The organism is Mycobacterium gordonae (assembly GCF_001417955.2).
In the GTDB taxonomy this organism is placed as follows: domain Bacteria; phylum Actinomycetota; class Actinomycetes; order Mycobacteriales; family Mycobacteriaceae; genus Mycobacterium; species Mycobacterium gordonae_B.
Window position 1 is genome coordinate 1 of record NZ_LKTM01000004.1, and the last position, 20751, is coordinate 20751.

The 20751-nt window shown below is 67.0% G+C and carries 25 protein-coding genes and 1 pseudogene; 14 read left to right on the plus strand and 12 right to left on the minus strand.

The features are described 5' to 3' along the window. On the plus strand, nucleotides 1–614 hold a 614-nt coding region (locus AO501_RS37665), incomplete at its 5' end, for a hypothetical protein (protein ID WP_197419752.1). A 10-nt stretch (nucleotides 615–624) separates the two neighbouring features. Here the strand turns inward: AO501_RS37665 and AO501_RS02695 are convergent. Further along, the gene (locus tag AO501_RS02695) at nucleotides 625–1134 is read right to left on the minus strand and encodes a DoxX family protein (protein WP_055576270.1); all 510 of its coding nucleotides are present in this window, start codon (nucleotides 1132–1134) and stop codon (nucleotides 625–627) included. A 139-nt stretch (nucleotides 1135–1273) separates the two neighbouring features. Here AO501_RS02695 and AO501_RS02700 point away from each other — a divergent pair, with 139 nt between their 5' ends. Together AO501_RS02700 and AO501_RS02705 are read left to right on the plus strand one after the other, a co-directional pair. Further along, entirely contained in the window at nucleotides 1274–2857 is a 1584-nt protein-coding gene (locus AO501_RS02700; protein WP_082658345.1) for a pyruvate, phosphate dikinase, read from the plus strand. Then, a complete protein-coding gene (locus AO501_RS02705) occupies nucleotides 2854–3459 on the plus strand; it encodes a winged helix DNA-binding protein (RefSeq protein WP_055576271.1) in 606 nt (201 codons plus the stop codon). The genes AO501_RS02700 and AO501_RS02705 overlap by 4 nt, the downstream gene beginning before the upstream one ends. Nucleotide 3460: 1 nt before the next feature. Here AO501_RS02705 and AO501_RS02710 read toward each other — a convergent pair whose 3' ends face one another. Both AO501_RS02710 and AO501_RS02715 read right to left on the minus strand, forming a co-directional pair. Next, nucleotides 3461–4684 carry a WS/DGAT domain-containing protein gene (locus tag AO501_RS02710; protein WP_055576272.1) on the minus strand — a complete coding sequence of 408 codons (1224 nt, stop codon included), beginning with the start codon at nucleotides 4682–4684 and terminating at the stop codon, nucleotides 3461–3463. Between the two features lie 18 nt (nucleotides 4685–4702). Beyond that, a complete protein-coding gene (locus AO501_RS02715) occupies nucleotides 4703–5623 on the minus strand; it encodes an alpha/beta fold hydrolase (protein ID WP_055576273.1) in 921 nt (306 codons plus the stop codon). Nucleotides 5624–5803: 180 nt separating this feature from the next. On the opposite strand from AO501_RS02715, the gene AO501_RS02720 reads away from it, so the two are divergent. Together AO501_RS02720 and AO501_RS02725 are read left to right on the plus strand one after the other, a co-directional pair. Beyond that, nucleotides 5804–6904, plus strand: coding sequence for a PPE family protein (locus tag AO501_RS02720; protein ID WP_055576274.1), 1101 nt, complete (start codon nucleotides 5804–5806; stop codon nucleotides 6902–6904). Beyond that, nucleotides 6904–7503 (plus strand): TetR/AcrR family transcriptional regulator, encoded by a 600-nt coding sequence (locus tag AO501_RS02725; RefSeq protein ID WP_231752312.1) that lies wholly within the window; start codon nucleotides 6904–6906, stop codon nucleotides 7501–7503. Before AO501_RS02720 ends, AO501_RS02725 begins: the two co-directional genes overlap by 1 nt. Nucleotides 7504–7505: 2 nt before the next feature. Here AO501_RS02725 and AO501_RS02730 read toward each other — a convergent pair whose 3' ends face one another. Then, nucleotides 7506–7982 carry a VOC family protein gene (locus AO501_RS02730; RefSeq protein ID WP_055576275.1) on the minus strand — a complete coding sequence of 159 codons (477 nt, stop codon included), beginning with the start codon at nucleotides 7980–7982 and terminating at the stop codon, nucleotides 7506–7508. 100 nt (nucleotides 7983–8082) lie between these two features. On the opposite strand from AO501_RS02730, the gene AO501_RS02735 reads away from it, so the two are divergent. The 5 genes from AO501_RS02735 to AO501_RS02755 are packed head-to-tail and all read left to right on the plus strand — an operon-like array spanning nucleotide 8083 to nucleotide 12060. Then, entirely contained in the window at nucleotides 8083–8946 is an 864-nt protein-coding gene (locus AO501_RS02735) for an SDR family NAD(P)-dependent oxidoreductase (RefSeq protein WP_055576289.1), read from the plus strand. A 9-nt stretch (nucleotides 8947–8955) separates the two neighbouring features. Continuing rightward, a complete protein-coding gene (locus tag AO501_RS02740; RefSeq protein ID WP_055576276.1) occupies nucleotides 8956–9525 on the plus strand; it encodes a hypothetical protein in 570 nt (189 codons plus the stop codon). Beyond that, nucleotides 9522–10589: a dihydrodipicolinate reductase gene (locus tag AO501_RS02745; protein WP_055576290.1), complete on the plus strand. Its 1068-nt coding sequence runs from the start codon at nucleotides 9522–9524 to the stop codon at nucleotides 10587–10589. The genes AO501_RS02740 and AO501_RS02745 overlap by 4 nt, the downstream gene beginning before the upstream one ends. Beyond that, nucleotides 10586–11212 (plus strand): TetR/AcrR family transcriptional regulator, encoded by a 627-nt coding sequence (locus AO501_RS02750; protein WP_055576277.1) that lies wholly within the window; start codon nucleotides 10586–10588, stop codon nucleotides 11210–11212. Before AO501_RS02745 ends, AO501_RS02750 begins: the two co-directional genes overlap by 4 nt. Next, entirely contained in the window at nucleotides 11209–12060 is an 852-nt protein-coding gene (locus AO501_RS02755) for an alpha/beta fold hydrolase (RefSeq protein WP_231752313.1), read from the plus strand. Before AO501_RS02750 ends, AO501_RS02755 begins: the two co-directional genes overlap by 4 nt. Nucleotides 12061–12149: 89 nt before the next feature. Here AO501_RS02755 and gnd read toward each other — a convergent pair whose 3' ends face one another. After that, nucleotides 12150–13172, minus strand: a complete 1023-nt coding sequence (gnd, locus tag AO501_RS02760) for a phosphogluconate dehydrogenase (NAD(+)-dependent, decarboxylating) (protein ID WP_055576291.1) — start codon at nucleotides 13170–13172, stop codon at nucleotides 12150–12152. Nucleotides 13173–13277: 105 nt separating this feature from the next. On the opposite strand from gnd, the gene AO501_RS02765 reads away from it, so the two are divergent. Beyond that, entirely contained in the window at nucleotides 13278–14114 is an 837-nt protein-coding gene (locus AO501_RS02765) for an adenylate/guanylate cyclase domain-containing protein (RefSeq protein ID WP_055576279.1), read from the plus strand. On the opposite strand, the gene AO501_RS37670 is transcribed toward AO501_RS02765, so the two are convergent. Further along, the gene (locus AO501_RS37670; RefSeq protein WP_055576280.1) at nucleotides 14063–14272 is read right to left on the minus strand and encodes a hypothetical protein; all 210 of its coding nucleotides are present in this window, start codon (nucleotides 14270–14272) and stop codon (nucleotides 14063–14065) included. The genes AO501_RS02765 and AO501_RS37670 overlap by 52 nt on opposite strands. 45 nt (nucleotides 14273–14317) lie before the next feature. Here AO501_RS37670 and AO501_RS02775 point away from each other — a divergent pair, with 45 nt between their 5' ends. Next, nucleotides 14318–14998, plus strand: coding sequence for a hypothetical protein (locus AO501_RS02775; protein WP_055576292.1), 681 nt, complete (start codon nucleotides 14318–14320; stop codon nucleotides 14996–14998). A 48-nt stretch (nucleotides 14999–15046) separates the two neighbouring features. Here AO501_RS02775 and AO501_RS02780 read toward each other — a convergent pair whose 3' ends face one another. From AO501_RS02780 to AO501_RS02795, 4 genes and pseudogenes are all read right to left on the minus strand, one after another. After that, complete coding sequence (locus AO501_RS02780) at nucleotides 15047–15559, minus strand: OsmC family protein (RefSeq protein WP_055576281.1); 513 nt, start codon at nucleotides 15557–15559, stop codon at nucleotides 15047–15049. A 321-nt stretch (nucleotides 15560–15880) separates the two neighbouring features. Then, nucleotides 15881–16422: pseudogene (locus AO501_RS02785) on the minus strand (hypothetical protein); the annotation flags it as partial. Between the two features lie 390 nt (nucleotides 16423–16812). After that, entirely contained in the window at nucleotides 16813–17166 is a 354-nt protein-coding gene (locus AO501_RS02790; RefSeq protein ID WP_055576282.1) for a glyoxalase superfamily protein, read from the minus strand. Between the two features lie 43 nt (nucleotides 17167–17209). Beyond that, nucleotides 17210–18193, minus strand: a complete 984-nt coding sequence (locus AO501_RS02795; RefSeq protein WP_156452276.1) for an AraC family transcriptional regulator — start codon at nucleotides 18191–18193, stop codon at nucleotides 17210–17212. Nucleotides 18194–18739: 546 nt separating this feature from the next. Here AO501_RS02795 and AO501_RS02800 point away from each other — a divergent pair. Both AO501_RS02800 and AO501_RS02805 read left to right on the plus strand, forming a co-directional pair. Then, nucleotides 18740–19132, plus strand: coding sequence for a DUF732 domain-containing protein (locus AO501_RS02800; RefSeq protein ID WP_055576284.1), 393 nt, complete (start codon nucleotides 18740–18742; stop codon nucleotides 19130–19132). A gap of 70 nt (nucleotides 19133–19202) precedes the next feature. Further along, nucleotides 19203–19862: a CPBP family intramembrane glutamic endopeptidase gene (locus tag AO501_RS02805; RefSeq protein WP_082658346.1), complete on the plus strand. Its 660-nt coding sequence runs from the start codon at nucleotides 19203–19205 to the stop codon at nucleotides 19860–19862. 22 nt (nucleotides 19863–19884) lie between these two features. Here the strand turns inward: AO501_RS02805 and AO501_RS02810 are convergent, their stop codons facing one another. Next, on the minus strand, nucleotides 19885–20472 hold the full coding sequence (locus AO501_RS02810) for a dihydrofolate reductase family protein (protein ID WP_055576286.1): 588 nt from the start codon (nucleotides 20470–20472) through the stop codon (nucleotides 19885–19887). A gap of 176 nt (nucleotides 20473–20648) precedes the next feature. Then, the coding region (locus AO501_RS40590) for a hypothetical protein (RefSeq protein WP_419775662.1) at nucleotides 20649–20751 on the minus strand (103 nt) is incomplete at its 5' end.

Genomic DNA, 20751 nt, shown 5'->3' on the forward strand with positions numbered 1-20751 from the left:
CGGGAGGGTCCGGCGGCAGTGGCGGGCTGTTAGGGGCCGGCGGCAACGGCGGCGCCGGCGGATACAGCCTTTCCATCGGCGGAACCGGTGGGCAAGGCGGCAATGTCGGAATGCTGGCCGGAATGCTGGCGGCCGGTCCGTCGGGCGGTGCGGGCGGCAGCGGCGGGGGCGCCAACAACGGAACCGGCGGCTCCGGCGGGACCGGCGGCAACGGCGGTGTGCTCTTCCGCTCCGGCGGGGCCGGTGGCGACGGTGGCAGCGGACTGTTCGGCTCTCACGGCGGCGCCGGGGGCGCCGGCGGCAACGCCGGTCTGCTCAACGGCTCTGGGGGTGCCGGGGGCGCCGGTGGTGCGGGTGGCCCGAACCCGAACACCATCGGCGGCCTCGGCGGGGCCGGCGGCAAGGCGGGGCTCAATGGCAACGGTGGTGATGGAGGCGCCGGTGGGGCAGCCTCCGGAGCGGGTGGCGGCGGCGGTAACGGCGGCAATGCCGTGCTGATCGGCAACGGCGGCAATGGCGGCAACGGCGGAACCGGCACACCAGCGGGTGGCGCCGGGACAGGGGGTAAAGGCGGGTTGCTGCCCGGCCGGGACGGCAATATCCAGTCGGCCTGACCCCGCCGAGTTACGCGGCCTGTTTGGCCGGGGGCCGATAGAAGATCAGCAACTGCCCGACGGCCCCGGCCAGGCCCAGTCCCACGGAGATGGCCAGACCCTGCCACCCGTCGAACCAGTTCTTGCCGAAGATCAGGTGATCCAGGCTGAGCTTGCCCGCGCCCAGGGTCGCGACGACCACGGCGGTCACCGCCAGCACCAGGTTGTACTCCCAACCCTCCTTGACGATGAAGAAACCGTTGGACCGGTGCACGGTCCAGGCCGCCACCAGCATGAGCGAGACGAACCCGGCCGCCGGGATCGGAGTCAGCAACCCGGCCGCCAGCCCGAGCCCGGCCGCCGTCTCGGTGCTGGCGGCCACAGTCGCGTGAAACTTGCCCGGCTTCATCCCGATGCTTTCGAACCAGCGCGCGGTACCGGGTATCCGCCCGCCGCCGAAGAATTTGTTCAAGCCGTGCGCGGCCAGGGTCAGACCCAGCACCAGGCGCAGGATCAGCAACGCGACGTCATAGGGAGTCATACCGTCAAAACTAACGGGTAAGCAACAGCGGCGAGCAGCCGAGCCTGGTGATCGGTGTGGGACCATTGCGGGCGTTCCGGCAACGACGAGGAGGTGCATCTTGGCTGGTGCCGCACACGGCCGGCACTCCTCCGCGCGCATGCTGAAAGACGCGGTGGTGGTGCTGGACGGCCGGTCGCGTCACCCGCGGGAGATCCTCGGCAACAAGGGCCACGGCATCGACACCATGCGCCGGCACAATCTGCCGGTGCCTCCCGCCTTCTGCATCACCACCGAGGTGGGCCTGCGGTATCTGACCGAACCCGGACCCACCATCGACGCGATCTGGGCGGACGTCCTGGACCGGATGAGCTGGCTGGAAGAGCAGACCGCGCGCACCTTCGGACGAGGACCGCGCCCGCTGCTGGTCAGCGTGCGGTCGGGAGCCACGCAATCGATGCCGGGCATGATGGACACGATCCTGGACCTGGGCATCAACGACGACGTCGAACGGGCCCTGGCGGACCAGGGCTCCGTCGAGTTCGCCCGCGACACCCGCCGCCGGTTCACCACCATGTACCGGCGCATCGTCGCCGCCGATTCAGACCCGTCCGACCACCCGTACACGCAGCTGCGGACGGGCATCGAGGCGGTGTTCGCCTCCTGGAACTCCCCGCGCGCGCTGGCCTACCGCGATCACTACCACCTCGACGAACGGCAAGGCACCGCGGTGGTGGTGCAGGCGATGGTGTTCGGCAACCAGGCGGCCAAGTCGGGCGCCGGCGTGCTGTCGTCGCGCAACCCGATCACCGGAGCCAACGAACCCTTCGGCGAATGGCTGCCCGGCGGACAGGGTGACGACGTGGTGTCCGGCCTGGTCGACGTCGAACCGATCACCGCGCTGCGCGACGAGCAGCCCGCGGTGTTCGACGAGCTGATGGACGCCGCGCGCAGCCTCGAGCGGCTCAATTCCGACGTGCAGGAGATCGAGTTCACCGTCGAAGACGGCAAACTGTGGCTGCTGCAGACCCGCGGCGCCGAACGTTCGGCGCAGGCGGCGGCGCGACTGGCGCTGCAACTGCGCCATGAAGGGCTGATCGACGACGTCGAGACGCTGCGGCGGGTCACACCCACCGACGTCGAGGCGCTGTTGCAGCCATCGTTGCAACCCGAAACCCGGTTCAGCGCTCAACTTCTGGCCAAGGGCCTACCGGCCTGCCCGGGCGTGGTGACGGGCACCGCCTACACCGACGTCGACGAGGCTCTCGATGCCGCCGACCGGGGTGAGCCGGTGATCCTGGTCCGTGACCACACCCGGCCCGAGGACGTGCTCGGCATGCTGGCCGCGCAGGGCATCGTCACCGAGGTGGGTGGCCCCGCCAGCCACGCGGCCGTGGTCAGCCGCGAGCTCGGGCGGGTCGCCGTGGTGGGCTGCGGCCAGGGCGTGGCCGCCGCACTCGCGGGTCGGCAGATCACCGTCGACGGCTACGAAGGCGAAGTGCGGCAAGGAATTCTGAGTCTGGCGGCATGGTCGGAAGACGACACGCCGGAATTGCGCGAGCTGGCCGAGATCGCGCTGCGGGTGAGCCCACTGCGGGCGCACGCGAGCGGCGACCATCCGCGACTCGACACGTCCTCCGACGAGGCGTTGCGAGCTGCCCTGGCGGCCGGACACACCGACGTCGTGTCCGCGACGCCACTGATCACCATGCTCAACGCGATACGCTTGCAGTCCGGCTCATGATGGATCTGCAAGTGCTGCAAGCTGTCCGGCTGAAGGGCCGGGTGAGCCCCGCCGACCTCGCCGGGACATTGGATGCCGGCGCCACCGAGACCGAGGAGGCGGTGCGCCGACTCGCCGCGGCGGGCCTGCTCATCGAGGGACCCACCGTGCGGATCAGCCCCGACGGACGCGCCCGCCTCGCCGAGTTGCTGACCGCCGAACGAGACGGCGTGGACGCCGCGACGATAGACGCCGCTTACCGCGAATTCCGGTCAGTCAACGCTGATTTCAAGGCGCTGGTCACCGACTGGCAACTCCGCGACGGCCAGCCCAATGATCACGGGGACGCCGGGTACGACGCCGCGGTGCTGGCCCGCCTCGACGACGTGCACCAGCGGGTCACGCCGATCATCGCGGTGGTCACCGCGCAGCTGCCGCGTCTGCGTGGCTACCCGGCGAAACTGGCCGCGGCGCTGGACAAAGTGAAGACGGGCGACATTGCCTGGCTGACAAGGCCACTCATCGACTCGTACCACACCGTGTGGTTCGAGCTACATGAGGAGCTGATCCTGGCCGCCGGCCTGACCCGCGAACAGGCGGCCAGATCCGGTGACGCGCAGTGACTTACAGCGCAGCGTCCAGTAGCCGCAGATAGTCCTGCACGTCCGGTACCGCCGACTCCGCCGCGTGCACACTGATTGCGAGCGTGTCGCCGATGCCGTGCACGCCGTGCGTCAGGCCCATCACCGGCGAGAGGCCTGGATAGCCGGCCGTCAGCACCACCGGCACGCCACCGAAGCTGAGATCGGCGGGCCCGCGGTGCACGCTGGACACCACTGTGTTTCCCGACACCTGCTCTGGCCGCACGTCCGCATCGAATTGACTTACCCCCCAACGCAACAGCATGGCAGGCACGGTCGCGAAGGCCTCGTCGGAGGCGCGCGTTGCGGGATGCTCGAAGCGGCGACGGCCGTTGGCCAGGTCCGCGGCGATGCGTTGCACCCTGGCGTCGTGGCCGAGTTCCGGGTACAGGCCCACCAAGATGTTGCCGAAGTGGTTGAAGCCCAACGGCGCACCGGGCTTGGCCATGGGCACCTCGGCCGCCAGTGACGCCGCGGACGGGCCCAGCAGATCCGACAACGCGGTGGATATCGCCGACAGCGCCGCGACGGTGACCGTCGGACCCTTCAGTTGCCCGCGGCGGCGCGTCAGTGTGCGCATCACCCGCGGTCCCGCCGGTTCGGAGTTGGTGGGCAACAACGGCCGCGACCCCAGCACCGGCGCCAACGATCCGCCCTCGGTGTCACGGACGAACCGGCGGTGGGCCCGCGCGGCAACCATGCCCCGCCACGGCAGGAATCCCGTCCGCGGCCGCACGGCCGGCACCGGTTCCTGCCGGCCGAACAACCACGCCGCCATGGCCGACGCACGGGCGCCGTCGGCCAGCGCGTGCGCGACCTGCAACACCGCCACGGTACCTGCCCCCCGGACCCCCGGGATGCCGTGCACGGGCGCGAAAACGTGTAGTTGCCAGGGCTTCTCGCGAATATCCAGCTGATCGCCCGCCAGCTTGACTACTGCGTCCAGGCAACCCGCCCAGCTCCCGTCGGACAGCTCGTGCCGGGCGACCCGGCGCGGTTCGACCGGCGCCTGCACCCAGCGCGGATAACGCAGCCGGCTGTCCTCCCGGACAACCAACCGCAACTCGGGACATCCCCGGGCCCGGCGCAACACCTGCGCCACTGCCCCGTCAGGATCGGAGGGTTCGCCGCCGAACGCGTACAGCAGGAACTCGTCGTTGGGGATCTTGGCCGACATCCAGTAGAACTGCGCGTCGACGGCGGCCATCCGCTGCCCGGGCGTCAACTAACCGGGATCTCGGTTGCCGGGTGAGCCGATGAAAGCCAGCACCAGTTCGGCGACCTTGTCGGGCTGTTCGAGCTGCAGGAAGTGACCGGCGTGGGAGACGATGGACACGTCGCTGCCGGGCGGCAGGATGGGTTCCACCCAGTGCGCGAAAGCCGGTGTCATGCAGCCGTCGTCACGACCGTGCAGGTACAGGGTCGGCAGCTTCGGCGGCTCGGTCCAGTACCGGTGCAGTTCCGCGTACTGCTCCGGCGGCCGGGTGTTGCGGATGGTGGCGCGGTAATACCCCAGCGCCGCGCGCCAGCTTTCCGGCGTCCCGATCGCGGCGTCGACGTGGCGCAGGTCCTCCTCGGCGTGGTAGCCCGGCGACCATCGCCGCCACAACAGCGGCAGCACCCATGATGCGGACCGTTCCGGCAGCAACGGCAGCTGGAAGTAGCTGATGTACCAGCTGCGCAGCAACTGACGTGAGAGCTCGGCGGCCAGCCGCCCGCGGTCGGGTAGCCGGCCAACCGGACGAAACGCACCCGAAGGCGGCACCGACATGATCACCGCCTTGGCGAACGGGCTGTCCGGCATCGCGGCCAGCCCAGTGGCGGCGATCGCACCCCAGTCGTGACCGATCACCACGTCCCGCTCGGAACCACCGGCCGCCGTCCGGACCCGGAGTGCGTCATGCATCAGGGCGCCGACGTGGTAGCTGCCGTCCACCGGAATCGAGGACGGTGCGTACCCGCGCATGAACGGCGCCACCACCCGCCAGCCGGCCTCGGCCAGTCGCGGCGCGAACTTGCGCCAACCGTAGGCAGTGTCGGGAAAGCCGTGCAGACACAACGCAATCGGGCCGTCGGCGGGGCCCCAGGTGAGCGCCTTGAGGTCACCGTTGGAGCCCTTCACGTCGATCCACCGTGGTTCAGACAACTCGACTCCTGTTCGCCGTGGACAGCCCGCACCGTCCAACGTAACCGGCCATCAGGGGGACAAGAAGCCCGTCGATCGGGGGACACGAATTTCCTCCCGGTTGTAGCCGCTCGGTCGACAGACGGCAGCCCGTCCCCACGGGAGCCTTGATGCAAGGGCGCAGAGGGAGGAGCAGCAACGATGTCGTTCGCCGCCTTACCACCGGAGATCAACTCCGCACGCATGTACACCGGGCCGGGTCCCGGCTCGATGATCGCCGCCGCGGTGGCCTGGGAGCAGCTGGCTGCCGATCTGGAATCTGTTGCGGGTTCGTTCGAAGCCGTGATCACCGAATTGATCGGCGGTCCGTGGCTGGGTGCCGGCGCGACGGCCATGGCCGCGGGCGCCCTGCCTTACCTCGGGTGGCTCAACGCCACCGCCAACCGGGCCGCGCAGGCCTCCGGCCAGGCCAGGGCGGCCGTCGCAGCCTACGAAGCCGCCTATGCGATGACCGTCCCACCGGCGCTGATCGCCGCCAACCGCGCCCAACTGGCGGCGCTGACCGCCACCAACTTCATCGGCCAGAACACCCCGGCCATCGCTGCCACCGAAGCCCAGTACGGCGCGATGTGGGCGCAGGATTCGGCGGCGATGCACACCTACGCCGCCGCCTCGACCGCCGCCAGCACCCTGACCCCCTTCAACGAACCACCGATGCAGGCGGTCGCCCAGACCGGTATCGCCTCGGTGGCTTCCGAGATCGCGAGCGCACTGTCCCAGCTGATCGGCGCCATACCCGGTGCGCTCGCCGGCCTCGGATGGAGCGGACTCCCCGATTGGGTGAGCGATCTGCAGACCGTGATGAGCATCTTCGGCACCCCCTTCTTCGCCACCACCGCACTGGCGGGCCTGGGAATGTCGATGATGTCGAACCTCAAAGGCCTGCTCCCCGCGGCGGCCGCCGTCGGCAGTCAGATCGCGTCGTCGCTGGCTCCGGTAGTCACCGGCACGGTGAGCCCGGCATCGCTCACCGGCACGGTGTCGGCCGGCCTGGGCAGGGCGGCCGGCGTCGGGGCACTGTCCGTGCCGCGCGCCTGGGCGTCAGCGGCACCGGCTCTCACCCGGGCCACCGCACTGCCAGTCGGCACAACCGGTGTCACGGTCCGGGCCCAGGGCGGCGTCCGTCCGGAAGGCCTGCTGGGCGGGCTGCCGCTGACCCAGATGTCCACCCGCGCCATGACGGCGTCGGAATCCCGACTCGAACTACCCACCCTGCGAATCCTCCCGGAGGCGGTCGGCTGATGACAGACATGACTTCAACGGCACGGGCCCGGCGCTGGGCCAAGACCGACGCGACCCAGCGCCGCATCCTGGACGCGGCGACCCAGGTGTTCGCCACCAAAGGCTTCACCGCGGCGACGATCGCCGAAGTGGTCGCCGGTTCGGGCGCCAGCATCGGCAGCATCTACCACCACTTCGGCGGCAAGAGCGAGCTGTTTCTGGCGATCTTCGAGCAGATGGCCGACGCCGTCGAAAGACGCATCCAAGCGGCCGTGGGCGGACTCGGCACCTCCGCACCCGACCGGCGGCACGTCTTCCAACTCCACGTGCGGGCGTACCTGACAGGGATGTGGGAGAACCGCTACGCGGCCCGGGTGCTGTCGTCGGGCGACACTCCTCCCGGCTTCGAGGTCACCCGCCGCAAGCGCCTGGCTTCGGTCCTGCACAACTGGATTGAGGTGCTGGAACTGGACGCGTCCCCGCGCAAGCGGCTGATGGTCCGCGTCCTGATCGCGACGGTCGCCGAGTCGACGCTGATGGTCATCGGCTGCGACGATCCGGACGAGGTGCCGCCGATCATCGAGGCGACGATCGAATGGATCGACCAGATCACCGGGTGAACTCACACCGCGGCCGCGGCCTGCTCCAAGTCGGCGACGATGATCTTGCGCATCCCGAGCATGGCCTTGGTGGCGGCGGTGGCCCGGGCGGGGTCGGGATCGGCCACCAGCTCATAGAGCCGGTCGGGCACGATCTGCCAGCTCAGCCCGAAACGGTCCTTGAGCCACCCGCATTGCGATTCCTCGCCGCCATCGCGGGTCAGCTGGTCCCAGTAGTAGTCGACCTCGTCCTGGTCTTTGCAATGCACCGTGAAGGAAACGGCCTCGCTGAAGGTGAACGCGGGACCGCCGTTGATGCCGATGAACGTGGTGCCGTCCAGCACGAAAGAGCCGCTGAGCACCGTCCCGGGCTCGCCCGGTCCCGCCTCGGTGGTCCGGTTCAACTGCTCGATCTTCGAATTCGGGAACACCGAGGTGTAGAACTCGGCCGCCTCTTCCAGATTGTTGTCGAACCACAGTGAGGGCGTGATCGCCGGCATGTGCGTCTCCTAGCTGTCGGGGTCTTTGACCGGTAGACCGCACTGGCACCGCAAACTCATCGGACTTGCCCAAAAAGATTACGGATGTAATTATCTGGTGGTGGGGTTGCTGGACGGCAAAGTCGCCGTCGTCACCGGAACCAGTCGCGGCGTCGGCGTGGGTATCGCACATGAGTTGCTGCGCGCGGGTGCCACCGTCATCGGGTGCTCCCGGTCCCCGTTGGACGGGCTGCCCGGGGCCGACACGAACCCTGATTGGGTCGCCCGCTCTGCGCAAATGGTCTGCGACCAAGGCGATTACGCCGCCATCGACACCTTCGTTCAGCAGGTCGCCGATACCTACGGCCGCATCGACATCCTGGTCAACAACGCCGGCGGGACGGTACCCGCACCGCACGTCGAAGACATTCCCGAACTGGTGCAACGACTTCAGGGCGCGCCGCGCAGCGCCGACGACTTCGAGCGCACGGCGCTGTTCCACGCCTTCGCGGTGCAGATGAACCTGATCAGCCCGCTGTGGTTCGCCATCCGCGTCTACCGGCAGATGAAGACCCAGGACGGCACCGGTTGCATCGTCAACATCTCCAGCGGCGCCGGCCACCCCGCGGGGGCGCCCACGTTGGTGTCTTACGGGGCGGCCAAGTCCGGGCTCAACCACCTGACCCGATCGCTGGCCCAGGAATGGGGACCCAAAGTCCGGGTCAACTGTGTGGCGCTCGGCCCCACCATCACCGAGAACTTCCGCGCCTTCGTGCTGCCCAAGGACGACCCGACCGGCGCCGAATACTTCCGCAAGGTCCCGATGAAGCGGGGCGGCGAGCCCGCCGAAGTGGGCCGCACCGTCGTGTTCTTAGCCTCGGGCACAGTCGATTTCATCAACGGCACCACCATCGAGATCGACGGGGGCATGTTGCCGGGCGTGCTGTACGACGCGGGGCTGAAGACCATCACCGACCTGATGTGAGGAGCGCCCATGGCGTATGACCGTGCCGAGTTCGACGCGTTCTGGAACGACTGGCTGGACGCGAACCGCCGGGCCCAGGACTCGGGTGACTGGGGCGTGATGGCCGACTTCTATGACCCCGACGCCACGTACGGATGGTCGTATTCACCGACCGACCACTTCATGGCCAACGGGCGCGACGAGATTCGGGACCTGGCGCTGGGCACCGAGATGCTGGGCTTCCAGGGCTGGATATATCCCTACCAGGCAGTGCTTTTCGACGACAGATCCGGTCAGGCGTTCGGGTTGTGGCGCCAGCTTTCGACGTTCACCTCCCCCAGCGGTGAGCCGTATGAGATTCAGGGCCTGGGCGGCAGCTGGTTCCAGTACAGCGGCGACCGCAGCTGGTCGTGGCAACGCGACATCTTCGACGTGCAGATGGCCACTGCCGCAATGTTCGACATCCTGCGCGACGGCAACAACTCACCGCAGCTGGACGCCCGGATGGACGCGATCCGCACCGGCAGGCAGCCGGGTCACTACCGCTCGTGGGCCGAGATGAGCGCGCCGTTGTGGCCGGTGCCACGGGTGCTGTCATGAGGCGCGTCATCCAGTACTCGACCGGAAACGTCGGCCGGCACGCGCTGCGCATGCTCATCGAGCGCCCCGAATTCGACCTGGTGGGTGTGCACGCATCCAGTCCCGACAAGGTCGGACAAGACGCAGCGCAACTGTGCGGCCTCGAGACGCCGACGGGCATCACGGCCACCGACGATGCCGAGGCGCTGCTGGCGCTGAACGCCGACTGCGTCGTCTACACCTCGCAGGCTGAGACCCGGCCCAAAGAGGCCATCGCGGAGATCAGCCGCTTTCTGCGGGCCGGCACCAATGTCGTCGGCTCGTCATTCGTGTGGATGGTGGCTCCTGAGCAGGCCGGTGACTGGCTGCGCGAACCCCTGCGGCAGGCCTGCGCGGACGGCGACGCGACGCTCTACATCAACGGCGTCGACCCCGGCTACTCCGGTGACACCCTGGCCTACACGGCGTTGAGCCTCACCGAGCGCGCGACCAGCATCACGGTGCAGGAAATCTGCGACTACGCCAGTTACGACGACGCCGAATTCACCGGTGTCAGTTTCGGTTTCGGCACCAGCCCGGACCACACGCCGGTGATGTTCCTGCCCGGCGTGCTGACGTCGATGTGGGGCGTGCAGGTGCGCAGCCTGGCGCGGGACCTGGGAATCGAGCTCGACGAGGTGCGCGAGCGCTGCGAGAAGTGGGTGACACCCGAACCGATCGACTGCACGATGATGCACGTCGAACCGGGGCAGGTCGCCGCCGTACGGTTCGGCGTCGAAGGCCTGCGCGACGGCGAGGTCGTCATCACCATGGAGCACGTCAACCGGCTCGGCCCGGGCACCGCACCGGACTGGGCCTATCCCCCCGACGGCCGCGCCGGCGTGCACCGGGTGGTGGTGACCGGCAGTCCGGGTGTGGAGATCAACACCCATCTCGGTGGCGAGATCGACCATAACGAGGGCGGCGTGATCGCCACCGCGGCGCGCGTCGTCAACCTGATCGACGCCGTATGTCGTGCTCCGAGCGGCATTTTGGCCGCTCACGATCTGCGGCCACTCGACCACCTCCACGGCGTGATGCGTTGACCGCCCCGCGCAGACCCCCCGGCGGCGGACAGGCCCGCGCCGAACGCAGCCGCCAGGCCGTCATCGACGAAGCCGTCCGGTACATCCTCAAAGAGGGCTTCGCCCCGCCGAGCGTGCGGCAGATCACCGAACGCGCCGGATTGACCTGGGGCGTAGTGCAATACCACTTCGGTGATCTCAACGGCATCCTGATGGCGGTGCTGGACAAGGGTTTCGCCGATCTACTGGAGACCCTCGATCAGCTGCCGGCGCAGGCAGCGCAGATCCCCTCGCAGGACCGGCCGGCCTTCGTGGTCGACGCGGTGTGGCGCGCCTTCTCCACCCCGACCTCGATGGCGGCGCTGGAGATACTGATCGCCACCCGCAGTGCCCGAACCGCGAAGGCCAACGCCCACCTGGCCGCGATGACCGCCCGGATGACCGAGATCGGTGAGCACCTGGGCGCCGGTGTCGCGCCGGCCCAGGCCAAACGGCTGGGCAATCTGATCTGGGCCACCATCCGCGGCCTGGTGGCGGTGCAGCTGACGTGGCCGAAACCGTTGGACAGCACTCGGGACCGCGAGATGCTCGCCGAAGTCATCACCGCGTACCTGGCCTCAACCGAAGGAGATTCATGCCTATGACGAGCGATGCGGCGACGGTGGAGTTCGCCGGCACAGACGGCATCACGCTGGTCGCCGACGAGTGGAACCGCGGCGGTTCGGGCGACCGGCCCACCATCCTGATGCTGCACGGCGGAGGTCAGAATCGGTTCTCCTGGAAGAACACCGGGCAGATTCTGGCCGACGACGGGTACCACGTCATCGCGCTGGACACTCGCGGGCACGGGGACAGCGACCGGGCACCGGACGCCGACTACGACGTGGAAACGCTGACCGCCGACGTTATGCATGTGCTCGACACGATCGGCCGCCCGGTGGTGATCATCGGCGCCAGCATGGGCGGGCTGACCGGCATCCTGGTCGCCGACCGGGCCGGGCCGCAGAAGGTGACCAAGCTGGTGCTTGTCGACGTGGTGCCCCGGTTCGAGAAGAACGGCAGTGCCCGTATCCGCGAGTTCATGATGACCAACATCGACGGCTTCGACTCACTGGAGCACGCCGCCGAGGCGGTGGCCGCCTACCTGCCGCACCGCACCAAGCCGCGCAGCCCCGAGGGGCTCAAGAAGAACCTGCGGCTGCGGGACGGACGCTGGTACTGGCACTGGGATCCGGCGTTCATGACCAAACCCGGGGACGACCCGGAACTGCGCACCGAAGCCTTCGAGGAAGCCGCGGCCAACCTCTCGATCCCGGTGTTGCTGATCCGCGGCAAGCTGTCCGACGTCGTCAGTCTCGAAGGCGTCGAACACTTTCTGACCCAGGTGCCGCGCGCGAAGTTCGTCGAACTCTCCAACGCGGGGCACACCGCCGCGGGTGACGACAACGACGCCTTCAGTGACGCCGTGGTGGCGTTCGTCGAGCGAGCCTAGTTCGCGCTGAACCGCCGACTGTGATTCTGACGACGCGACACGCCGTTGCGGCGTCGAGGATTTCACGCCCGGCCGGGGAGAACGCGCCGTTAGTTGGCCGGCTTCTCCGCGTGGCCGCCGAACTGCTTTCGCATGGCCGACAGCGCCTTGTTGGCGAAGTCGTCGAGGTCCCGCGACGCGAAGCGCGACTGCAGGGCAGTGGTGAGCACCGGCGACGGCACGCCCTCGTCGATCGCCGCGATGGCCGTCCACCGGCCTTCGCCGGAATCGGACACGCGGCCGGAGAACTCGGACAGGTCAGCCGAATCGTGCAGCGCGATCGCGGTGAGGTCAAGCAACCACGAGCCGATCACGCTGCCGCGTCGCCACACCTCGGCGATGTCGGGGATGTCGAAATCGTATTGGTAGCACTCGGGATTGGACAGCGGAGCGGTCTCGGCGTCACCCTGCTGGATGCGGGTGCCGATGTCGGCATTGCGCAGGATGTTCAGGCCCTCGGCAAGCGACGCCATCATCCCGTACTCGATGCCGTTGTGCACCATCTTGACGAAGTGCCCGGCGCCGGCCTGGCCGCAGTACAGATAGCCCTTCTCCGACTGGGCGACCTCACCGTCGCGACCCGGAGTCCGCGGGGCCGCTTCCACCCCGGGGGCGACGGTGGCGAAGATCGGCTCGGCGTGCTCGAAGGCGTCCGGATCCCCGCCGATCATCAGGCAGTAGCCGCGTTCCCGGCCCCACACGCCGCCGCTGGTACCGCAGTCGAGTAACCGAATACCGTTCTTCGCCAACGACTTCGCGTGCTTCATGTCATCGCGGTAGTAGGAGTTCCCGCCGTCGATGACGATGTCGCCGGACTCGAGCGTGTCGGCCAGCTCGTCGATCACCCCGGTGGTGATGGTTCCCGCGGGCACCATCACCCAGACCGCCCGCGGTGCGGTGAGCTTGTCGCGCAACTCCGCGAGCGAGGACACCCCGGTGATGCCGTCCTCCCCCGCCATGGCCTCGACAGCCTCAGCGCTGTGGTCGTACACCACACATTCGTGTCCACCGGTGACCACGCGGCGCACGATGTTCGCGCCCATCCGGCCGAGACCGATCATGCCCAGTTGCATCGGCTGCTTCTCCTTCAAGTCCATCAGGTGGTTCCGGTTGCTTGAGGTGGTGCTTCCCCGCGAGGGCCGAACTCAACCCTAAACACCGCAAGGCGGCCTGTCAGGATGGTGGGCATGGGTGATGCGCTGCATGTGGTGATCTACGTGCTGGCCGGCATCGCGGTAATCGAGGCCGGGGGGCTGATCGCACTGTGGCGCCTGCTGGAACGCAGCCGCCGCGAGGTCGAGGAGTTGCAGCAGCGGGCCGATGTCCGCAATCGGCTGTGGTCCGGTGGCCGCGAGGCCGTCAAGACGGTGTGGAATACCGCGAACCTGATGCGCAAGGAAGGTTTCGGTGCCGCGGTACGCAGTTCGATCGAAGACCTGGCCGACTGGGCCGAGGTGGAGCGGCCCGACCTGGCCCGGGTCACGCCGGACGGGCGGGTGGTGATCCTGTTCTCCGACATCGAAGAGTCCACCGCGCTGAACGAGAAGATCGGCGACCGCGCCTGGGTCAAGCTCATCGGCGCGCACGACAAGCTGATGCATCAACTCGTGCAGCGACAATCCGGCCATGTGGTCAAGAGCCAGGGCGACGGATTCATGGTCGCCTTCGCGCGGGCTGAGCAGGCGGTGCGCTGCAGCATGGACCTGCAGCAGGCGCTGCACAAGGAGGCAAAACGCAAGCGGCATCCGGAAATTCGCGTGCGGATCGGCATCCACATGGGTCGTTCGGTGCGCCGCGGTGACGACCTGTTCGGCCGCAACGTCGCCATGGCCGCCCGCGTCGCCGGACAAGCCGTCGGCGGACAGATCCTGGTCAGCGAACCCGTACGGGACGCGGTGCACGACTGCGACGGCATCCATTTCGACGACGGACGCGAAGTCGAGCTGAAAGGGTTCTCCGGCAGCTACCGGTTGTTCGCCGTCGAGGCCGAGCCCGAACCCGAACGCGACCGGTAGCCTTCGGTATCCGAGTCGGCCAGCCGCTGATGCAACCGGGCCCGGATCTCGTCGGGCGTGTAGGCGCGGCGCTTCCGTTGATCGCGCACGACCAGCGCACCACCGGCGACGACGCCCGCCACTCCGGCCAGGCCGATCCACTTCCAAACGTTGCGCATCGGCACAGGCTATCGCCCTTTAGAGTGCTTGGCGTGAACTCCAGCATGCTCACCTTGGATCAGGCGCTCGACGAGACCCGCACCGGCGACCTGTGGCTGTTTCGGGGCGGTTCACGACCCGACCGCGCGATCCAGACGCTGACGAACGCTCCGGTGAACCACGTGGGAATGACGGTGGCCATCGACGACCTGCCGCCACTGATCTGGCATGCCGAGTTGGGCGACAAGCTGGTCGACATGTGGACGGGCACCAATCACCGCGGGGTCCAGCTCAACGACGCCCGGGAGGTGTTCCTGCAGTGGACCGGGCGGTACCAACAGCGCTGCTGGCTCCGGCAGTTGGCGCCGCACGCCAATCACAAGCAGGAGAACGAACTGCTGCGGGTGATCGCCCGGATGGACGGCACGGCGTTCCCGACCACCGCGAAGCTGACCGGCCGGTGGCTGCGCGGCCGGCTGCCCACCATCAACGACTGGTTCCGCAGAATTCCGTTGGTAGAGAACAAGGTTCGAGAGCACACCGAACGCCGTCGGACGGAACAGCGCAAGATGGGGCTATCCACGGCATATTGCGCGGAGACCGTCGCCATCACCTACGAGGAGATGGGGCTGTTGCTCACCGACAAGGACACCAACTGGTTCGACCCCGGCAAGTTCTGGAGTGGTGACACCCTGCCGTTGGCGCCGGGCTATGAGCTGGGCAAGGAGATCGCGGTAATCGGTTAGTGGCTACTGCCCGTGCTCGACGGCGACATTGCCATAGCGGTCGTGGACTCAGGCCAGTTCCACGCGGGTCACCACCGGAGTCGCGTTGCGGGTCAGATCCAGCACCGGACAGTGCGCGTCCACAGCGTCCTGGAGTTCGCGGTAGCGCTCGGGCGTCTCCGGTCCACTCACGGTGACCACCACCCGCACTTCCTGAAAGCCGGCGCGGACGTTGTCGTCCAACCCGAAAAAGCCCTGCACGTCCAGGTCACCTTCGGCGCGCGCGGTGATCTCGTCGACCGCCATGCCCAGCTTCTCGGCCCAGAACCGCCACGTCACGATTTGGCAGGACAGCAGCGATGCGAGGTAGTACTCGACGGGGTTGGGCGCCTTGCCTTCCCCACCCAGCGGCGGCGGTTCGTCGACCTCGACGTGATACTGGCCGAGGGTGACGGTGCTGGCCACCGCATCGTGGGCGGACGCCGATCCTTCGAAAACGACGCGGGCTCTGGTCGGGTCCGAACTCACCGCACCCGCCGTGGCCGAGATGATGCCGCCGAGGTGAGAAACCGAGGTTGTCACAGCCGAAGTCCTTCCGTCACTGCCAACCTACGGCGTCGCGGCCCACGGATCGACCGTGTGGCTCACCGTGAATCGAACGTCAACTCACGGCGCATACTTTCCGCCGAAAAGTGGTATTCCTGACCTTGTATTCGATTGCCGGAAATTGCGGCTTTAATGACGCAAGCCACACCCGTGGCGCATTGTGATCTAATCCACAAATGCGCTTTGCGGGCGTGGCTGCGATGGTCAGTTACTTTGTGATCTGAGTCGCACTAACGGTCAGGAATCTGCCATTCCGGGGTCGGGGGCCGGGCCAGGCTCTGGAGCCTGATCCGGTGCCGGCGGGAGCACCTCAGGGGCCGGCGGAAGCATTTCCGGACCCGGGTCGGGCGCGATGGCGTCTACCAGCTCAACCGGTGCGTCCGGAGCGGGCAGACCTTCAGGAAGGTCGACGTCCTCCACCGGCAGGAACATGTGATGGGTGAATTGTGCCTGGTAGGCGCCACCGCCGCCGATACGGACGCCGCCACCCTCACCACTGGACACCGAGGTTCCATCGGGCAGGGTCACGGCGGTGTGACCACCGTTCCAGCCGATCACCACCGCGTTGGGTGCGGTGCCGTGTTGAAAGCCGCGGGCCGCCAGAGCGGATTCCTCGTTGCCGGTGTTGAACCGGCTACCGAAAACCGGTCGATCGGCCGCAGCATTTGCGACCCACGACGCGAGCCCTGAACAGTCGGTCCCAGCAGGAGAATCGCCACCCGGAATATACGGGGTGCCGGAGACCTGATTAACGAGCGCCAACAGCGTTGCTAGAGCAATCATGGCCAGAAACCTACCGACCATATGCATAGGAAATCAAAATTTGTGGTGCTAATCACGTGAATTCGAATATGCCCGTGACCTGCATATACCGCACCTATGTCACGCAATAATCTATAAAGTGAAACAGAAGTGGTTACTGTGAATGTAGATATTAGCTGGCAAATATGCTTTCGCTCGAGACAGTGGGTTTGAAGTGCATTGATATCCAAAACCACTTTGTTCTGGCAATGTTTTTATTGCACATCCAGTACATAGGAAGGGCCGATAATCGCTGCTTCGCCGGTTACATTCCGGTATCGGACGTGGCCCAGACCACAAATCGTGCCGGCATCGCAGCTACCGACGGGGGGTGCACCGATCGAGCAGGTCAGCGACGGCAACGGGCGCCGGCCGGAGATCCACTGCGATCGCTCCGAACGAATACCAGCGGAACTGTCATTGCCCCTTCAGTCGCGGTGGAAGACGATGTTGAGGACGTTCCCGTCAGGGGCCCGCACGAAGAACCGGCGCACCCCCCACGGCTCGGTCGTCAACGGATGAACTATCTCGTAGCCTCGTTGCCGAGCCTCCTCGTAGGCACCCTCGACGTCATCAGTGTGAACCGATATGACTGAATCCTCGCCGGCCGTCGCATCCCCGGTCACCAGTTGCACGTTCACCCCCGTGTCGGGGTCGGTGTAGCGGGCGACCCAACCCATGTTGAACTCCTCATCGCTGAGTCCCAGGTAGTCGGTGTAGAAGCTCTTAGTCGCCTCGATGTCCGCCACCCGCAGATTGGGCGTGATGCGCTTGGGCCGCATGCGTGCTCTCCTTCCGACAGTTCAATCACCAAAGTCGTTGCCGTCAGCGAAGAAGCGTGGCCTGCGGGCTCTCGCCGTACTCGCGGCGGTAGAACGCCGCGAAGCGCCCGAGATGAGCGAATCCCCACCGGGCAGCGACCGCGCTTACCGTGCAGACATCGCTGCTGGCTTCAAGCAGGTCCAAATGCGCGTGGTGAAGTCGGACCCGCCGCAGATACTCCGTCGGCGTGCAGTCGCGGTGCCTGCGAAACATGTACTGCAACGCCCGAGGCGTGATGCAGGCGGCGCGCGCGATGTCGGCCAACGAGATGTCATGTTGGGCGTTGTCGTCGATGAACGTGATCGCGCGCCGCAGCAACACCGGCGTCGAGTCATGACGATCTTCGATCGTCGGCTCAAGCACCGCCGTATGAGGAAACGTCGCCAGCATGCTCGCGGCGAGAAAGCGCCGCACCTCGCCGACAACCAAGTAACTTTGGGCCACTTGCGAATTCGCGACGATGTCGTTGCAGACATGGTCCACGGCATGGGTGAGGAACTGGTTGGCCTCAGCTGTCAGTGCGGCATTGGCCGTAAGTCGCACAGGTGCACCGTCATTGAGCCCGGCGCTCGCGGCGATCTCGTCGAACGCGCTCCTTGCGACGGAAACCAGCACATATCGGCAGTGCGAGACCGTGCCGAACATCGGCAGTGCCTCCAGAGCGCCGGCGGCCGTCACCTCTCCGGGGCCGAAGAACTTCGACTCGAGGCCCGGCTGGTCCACGGACATGGCACCCGCGTACACCCGCCCCAGCAGGATGGTGTCCAACGGCTCCATCTGGTAGCTCACGTCAAGGCCGAAGCTGACTTCGTCGACGGGCGTGGAACCCAGATGCGACCGCGCTATCCGCGCATGCACACTGTCCCCGTCAGCCAGGCGACCCAGCCTCACTTGCGAATAGCTGGCACTTACCGCCGCTTCGACTTCGCTGAGGTCGCTGGTGTCGAGTAATACCGTGCTCATCAGCGAGAACCCGTCGGAGCGCACCGCACACCGGTCGGTGCCGTCATCAGCACCGGCATTAGCCAGCACTCGACGGTCTGTTGCACTCGACCATAGTATCGAGGGCCGTCAATTGCCTACGGGACGTCGTCCCCGCGCCACTGGGCCTCACCCATCGCGCGCCTGACTTCGGCGTCCTCCCGCCTTGCCGCGGCTCGCTCACGCTCCGCCCGCTCCTCGACGCGTTGCTGTCGCCGTCGCTCTCGCTCCGCGGTAGCGCCCTCGCGTTCGTCCCCCATTCGGTCGCGCTCGCCGGCTACGCGTTATCGCTCGTCGGCGAAGCGCTCGCGTCTGGACAGATCCCTCTCGCGGCGTGCGAACTCCGCGTCGCGATGACTTTTCTCAGTAGCGCGCCGACCAGGCTCGCCCGAAGCCTCGGCGCGGTCCCCGAAGACCACCGTCTGACTCTAGCGCCGCCTCCTGAACCGAAGCAGGCACCGAGCACCCGCCCTCCGTTAAAATGCCGAATAACCGCGTCACGCCCGCCGGGGGTCGCTGGACGCGCCGAATTCGTCGAGGGAGGGGCACGCCATGGTCGTGGCCAGAGCCATAGCGTTGTTAGTCCTTTCCGTGGGGTTGGCCGCGCCGGCCTATGCGGACGCGACGGACGACGCGTTCATCACCAACCTCAGCACCTCCGGCATGAATTTCGGAGCTCCCGACAAAGCGATCCAGGTCGCGAAAACCGTTGTCTGTGGATCGCTCAAGGACAACCCCAGCACCAGCAATGCCGAACTGACCACCAAGGTCACCAACGCGACGAACTGGCCGGCTCTCAACGCCGCCTACTTCACCGGTGCCGCGATCCAGGCCTACTGCCCGCAGTACGGTTCCCTTACCCCGCCCAGCGTCCCGAGCAAAGTTCCGACCGCTCCGAGCACGCCCGCGCCGACTCCGTCCACCTCTGCCGTTCAGAGCGCCTGAGCGCAGTAAATCTCGTTGCCCTGCATACTGACTCCAGAGCGTTAGCAGCGGCACGTCACGGCGCCGGCAGATGACTGAGTGGTCAAGTTCCCGGCGCCGCAGCGCCATAGTGACGATCATTCCGGTCGCCGTGCCGTCGACGATGGCGGCGGTATTCACCGCGCTGGCTCGCCGGATGCCGGAGCGGACCGCATACAACGTCGGCTTCGCCGTCTACTGGATCGCCTGGTGCCTGGCAGCCCCCATGTGGTTGCTCGGGGCGCGGCACGCGGTCCGGCTTCTCACAGCAGGCCGGCGACTCCCCCGCGACCATCTCTTGCTGCTCGCGCTGCCAGCGGCAGGAGCCGTTGTGACACAACTGATCCCGCACCGCAGGGAGATCGACACGGCAACCGCGCTCGTCATGGTGGGTAGCGCGACGATCAATGCGGCGGGCGAGGAGTTGCTCTGGCGTGGAGTGTTCATGCGCGAACTCGAAGACCGGCCCAGAATGGCTCAGACGTTGTCATTGATCGGGTTTTCGATCTGGCATTTCGCGCCGCAACTCGTTCTGCCGTCAGCACTCGGACGAGGGCGGTTCGTTGCCGGTTCGGCCGTGGTCGGTTCGGCGATGACCGCTGCGGCGTGGAAGGCCGGCGGGTTGCGGCAGGTGGTGATCGCCCATGCCATCGTTGATGCGTGTGGTGTGACCGCCGCCCGTTTTCGGCTGGGCCGCGTTCCGAATAGCTAACCGTTCGAATGCATTACGTCGTTCAGTCCATCGCAGGGGCAGCCCCTTCGCCAGCACGGTATCGCAAGTATGCGGCGCCGTCTCCGAATATCCGGTGCTCGACCAGATTCAGGTCGAGGTGGACGCCGTCGGGCAGTGCCCTCAGGCCGCCGCCGACCATCTTCGGAATCACGAAGAAGTGAAACTCCTCGACCATCCCTGCGGCGATCGCCGGGCCCGCGACGGTCGGTCCGAAGATCTCGACCACCCCGGGCGCGCCGTCCACGATCTGCTTTAACTCGTCCAAGCTCAGACGGGGCATCAGGCGGTCCCGCTCCGAGCCGAGCTCGTCGCGCCGCAGCGTAGAAGACACCACGACCTTCTCGATGTCGCGCCAGCGCCTGGCGAACTCTCGGTCGGCAGCCGGATGGTCGTCATCGTCCGGAAAGGTCTCCCAGTACTGCATCAGCGCATAGGTCTTGCGGCCCAGCACCTCCGTGGAGACCGTGGCCATCCGCTCGATGTGAGCGGAGAAGACCGGGTCACCCGGCGCGGACCACTGGAAATCACCCGTGGCGTCGGCGACGTAGCCGTCGAGAGACACCGACGCGGTGTATGTCAGCGTGCCCATCGCGAACTCCGGCTCATAAGTTCCCCTCCGTCGACATGGTTTCTCTTCATATAGACCCGCGCGCTCCGAAGAACTCATCGCATCGGCGACCCTGCTCTGGGCTTCTGCTCGGCGGGCCGGACAAAGTTGGCTGTGCCCCTCTTTTCAGCTTCGATCCAAAGCTGTTGCGGATCAGCCTAATTGCGACTTGGCGGTGGCTTGGGTTCGAAGGGTTGGTACCACCACCACTGAGCGCGTTCGCCGGTGGGCCCCGGGCAAGGCGGGACGTCGGGTGGGGGT

Bases quoted from the DNA above. Each gene is read 5' to 3' on its own strand.
- gnd (WP_055576291.1), bottom strand. From the start codon at position 13,172: ATGCAACTGGGCATGATCGGTCTCGGCCGGATGGGCGCGAACATCGTG.
- AO501_RS02705 (WP_055576271.1), top strand. From the start codon at position 2,854: ATGATGGATCTGCAAGTGCTGCAAGCTGTCCGGCTGAAGGGCCGGGTG.
- AO501_RS02700 (WP_082658345.1), top strand. From the start codon at position 1,274: ATGCTGAAAGACGCGGTGGTGGTGCTGGACGGCCGGTCGCGTCACCCG.
- AO501_RS02720 (WP_055576274.1), top strand. From the start codon at position 5,804: ATGTCGTTCGCCGCCTTACCACCGGAGATCAACTCCGCACGCATGTAC.
- AO501_RS37670 (WP_055576280.1), bottom strand. From the start codon at position 14,272: ATGCGCAACGTTTGGAAGTGGATCGGCCTGGCCGGAGTGGCGGGCGTC.
- AO501_RS02695 (WP_055576270.1), bottom strand. From the start codon at position 1,134: ATGACTCCCTATGACGTCGCGTTGCTGATCCTGCGCCTGGTGCTGGGT.
- AO501_RS02800 (WP_055576284.1), top strand. From the start codon at position 18,740: ATGGTCGTGGCCAGAGCCATAGCGTTGTTAGTCCTTTCCGTGGGGTTG.
- AO501_RS02745 (WP_055576290.1), top strand. From the start codon at position 9,522: ATGAGGCGCGTCATCCAGTACTCGACCGGAAACGTCGGCCGGCACGCG.
- AO501_RS02725 (WP_231752312.1), top strand. From the start codon at position 6,904: ATGACAGACATGACTTCAACGGCACGGGCCCGGCGCTGGGCCAAGACC.
- AO501_RS02710 (WP_055576272.1), bottom strand. From the start codon at position 4,684: ATGGCCGCCGTCGACGCGCAGTTCTACTGGATGTCGGCCAAGATCCCC.
- AO501_RS02805 (WP_082658346.1), top strand. From the start codon at position 19,203: ATGACTGAGTGGTCAAGTTCCCGGCGCCGCAGCGCCATAGTGACGATC.
- AO501_RS02810 (WP_055576286.1), bottom strand. From the start codon at position 20,472: ATGGGCACGCTGACATACACCGCGTCGGTGTCTCTCGACGGCTACGTC.
- AO501_RS02775 (WP_055576292.1), top strand. From the start codon at position 14,318: ATGCTCACCTTGGATCAGGCGCTCGACGAGACCCGCACCGGCGACCTG.
- AO501_RS02755 (WP_231752313.1), top strand. From the start codon at position 11,209: ATGACGAGCGATGCGGCGACGGTGGAGTTCGCCGGCACAGACGGCATC.
- AO501_RS02740 (WP_055576276.1), top strand. From the start codon at position 8,956: ATGGCGTATGACCGTGCCGAGTTCGACGCGTTCTGGAACGACTGGCTG.
- AO501_RS02790 (WP_055576282.1), bottom strand. From the start codon at position 17,166: ATGCGGCCCAAGCGCATCACGCCCAATCTGCGGGTGGCGGACATCGAG.
- AO501_RS02765 (WP_055576279.1), top strand. From the start codon at position 13,278: ATGGTGGGCATGGGTGATGCGCTGCATGTGGTGATCTACGTGCTGGCC.
- AO501_RS02730 (WP_055576275.1), bottom strand. From the start codon at position 7,982: ATGCCGGCGATCACGCCCTCACTGTGGTTCGACAACAATCTGGAAGAG.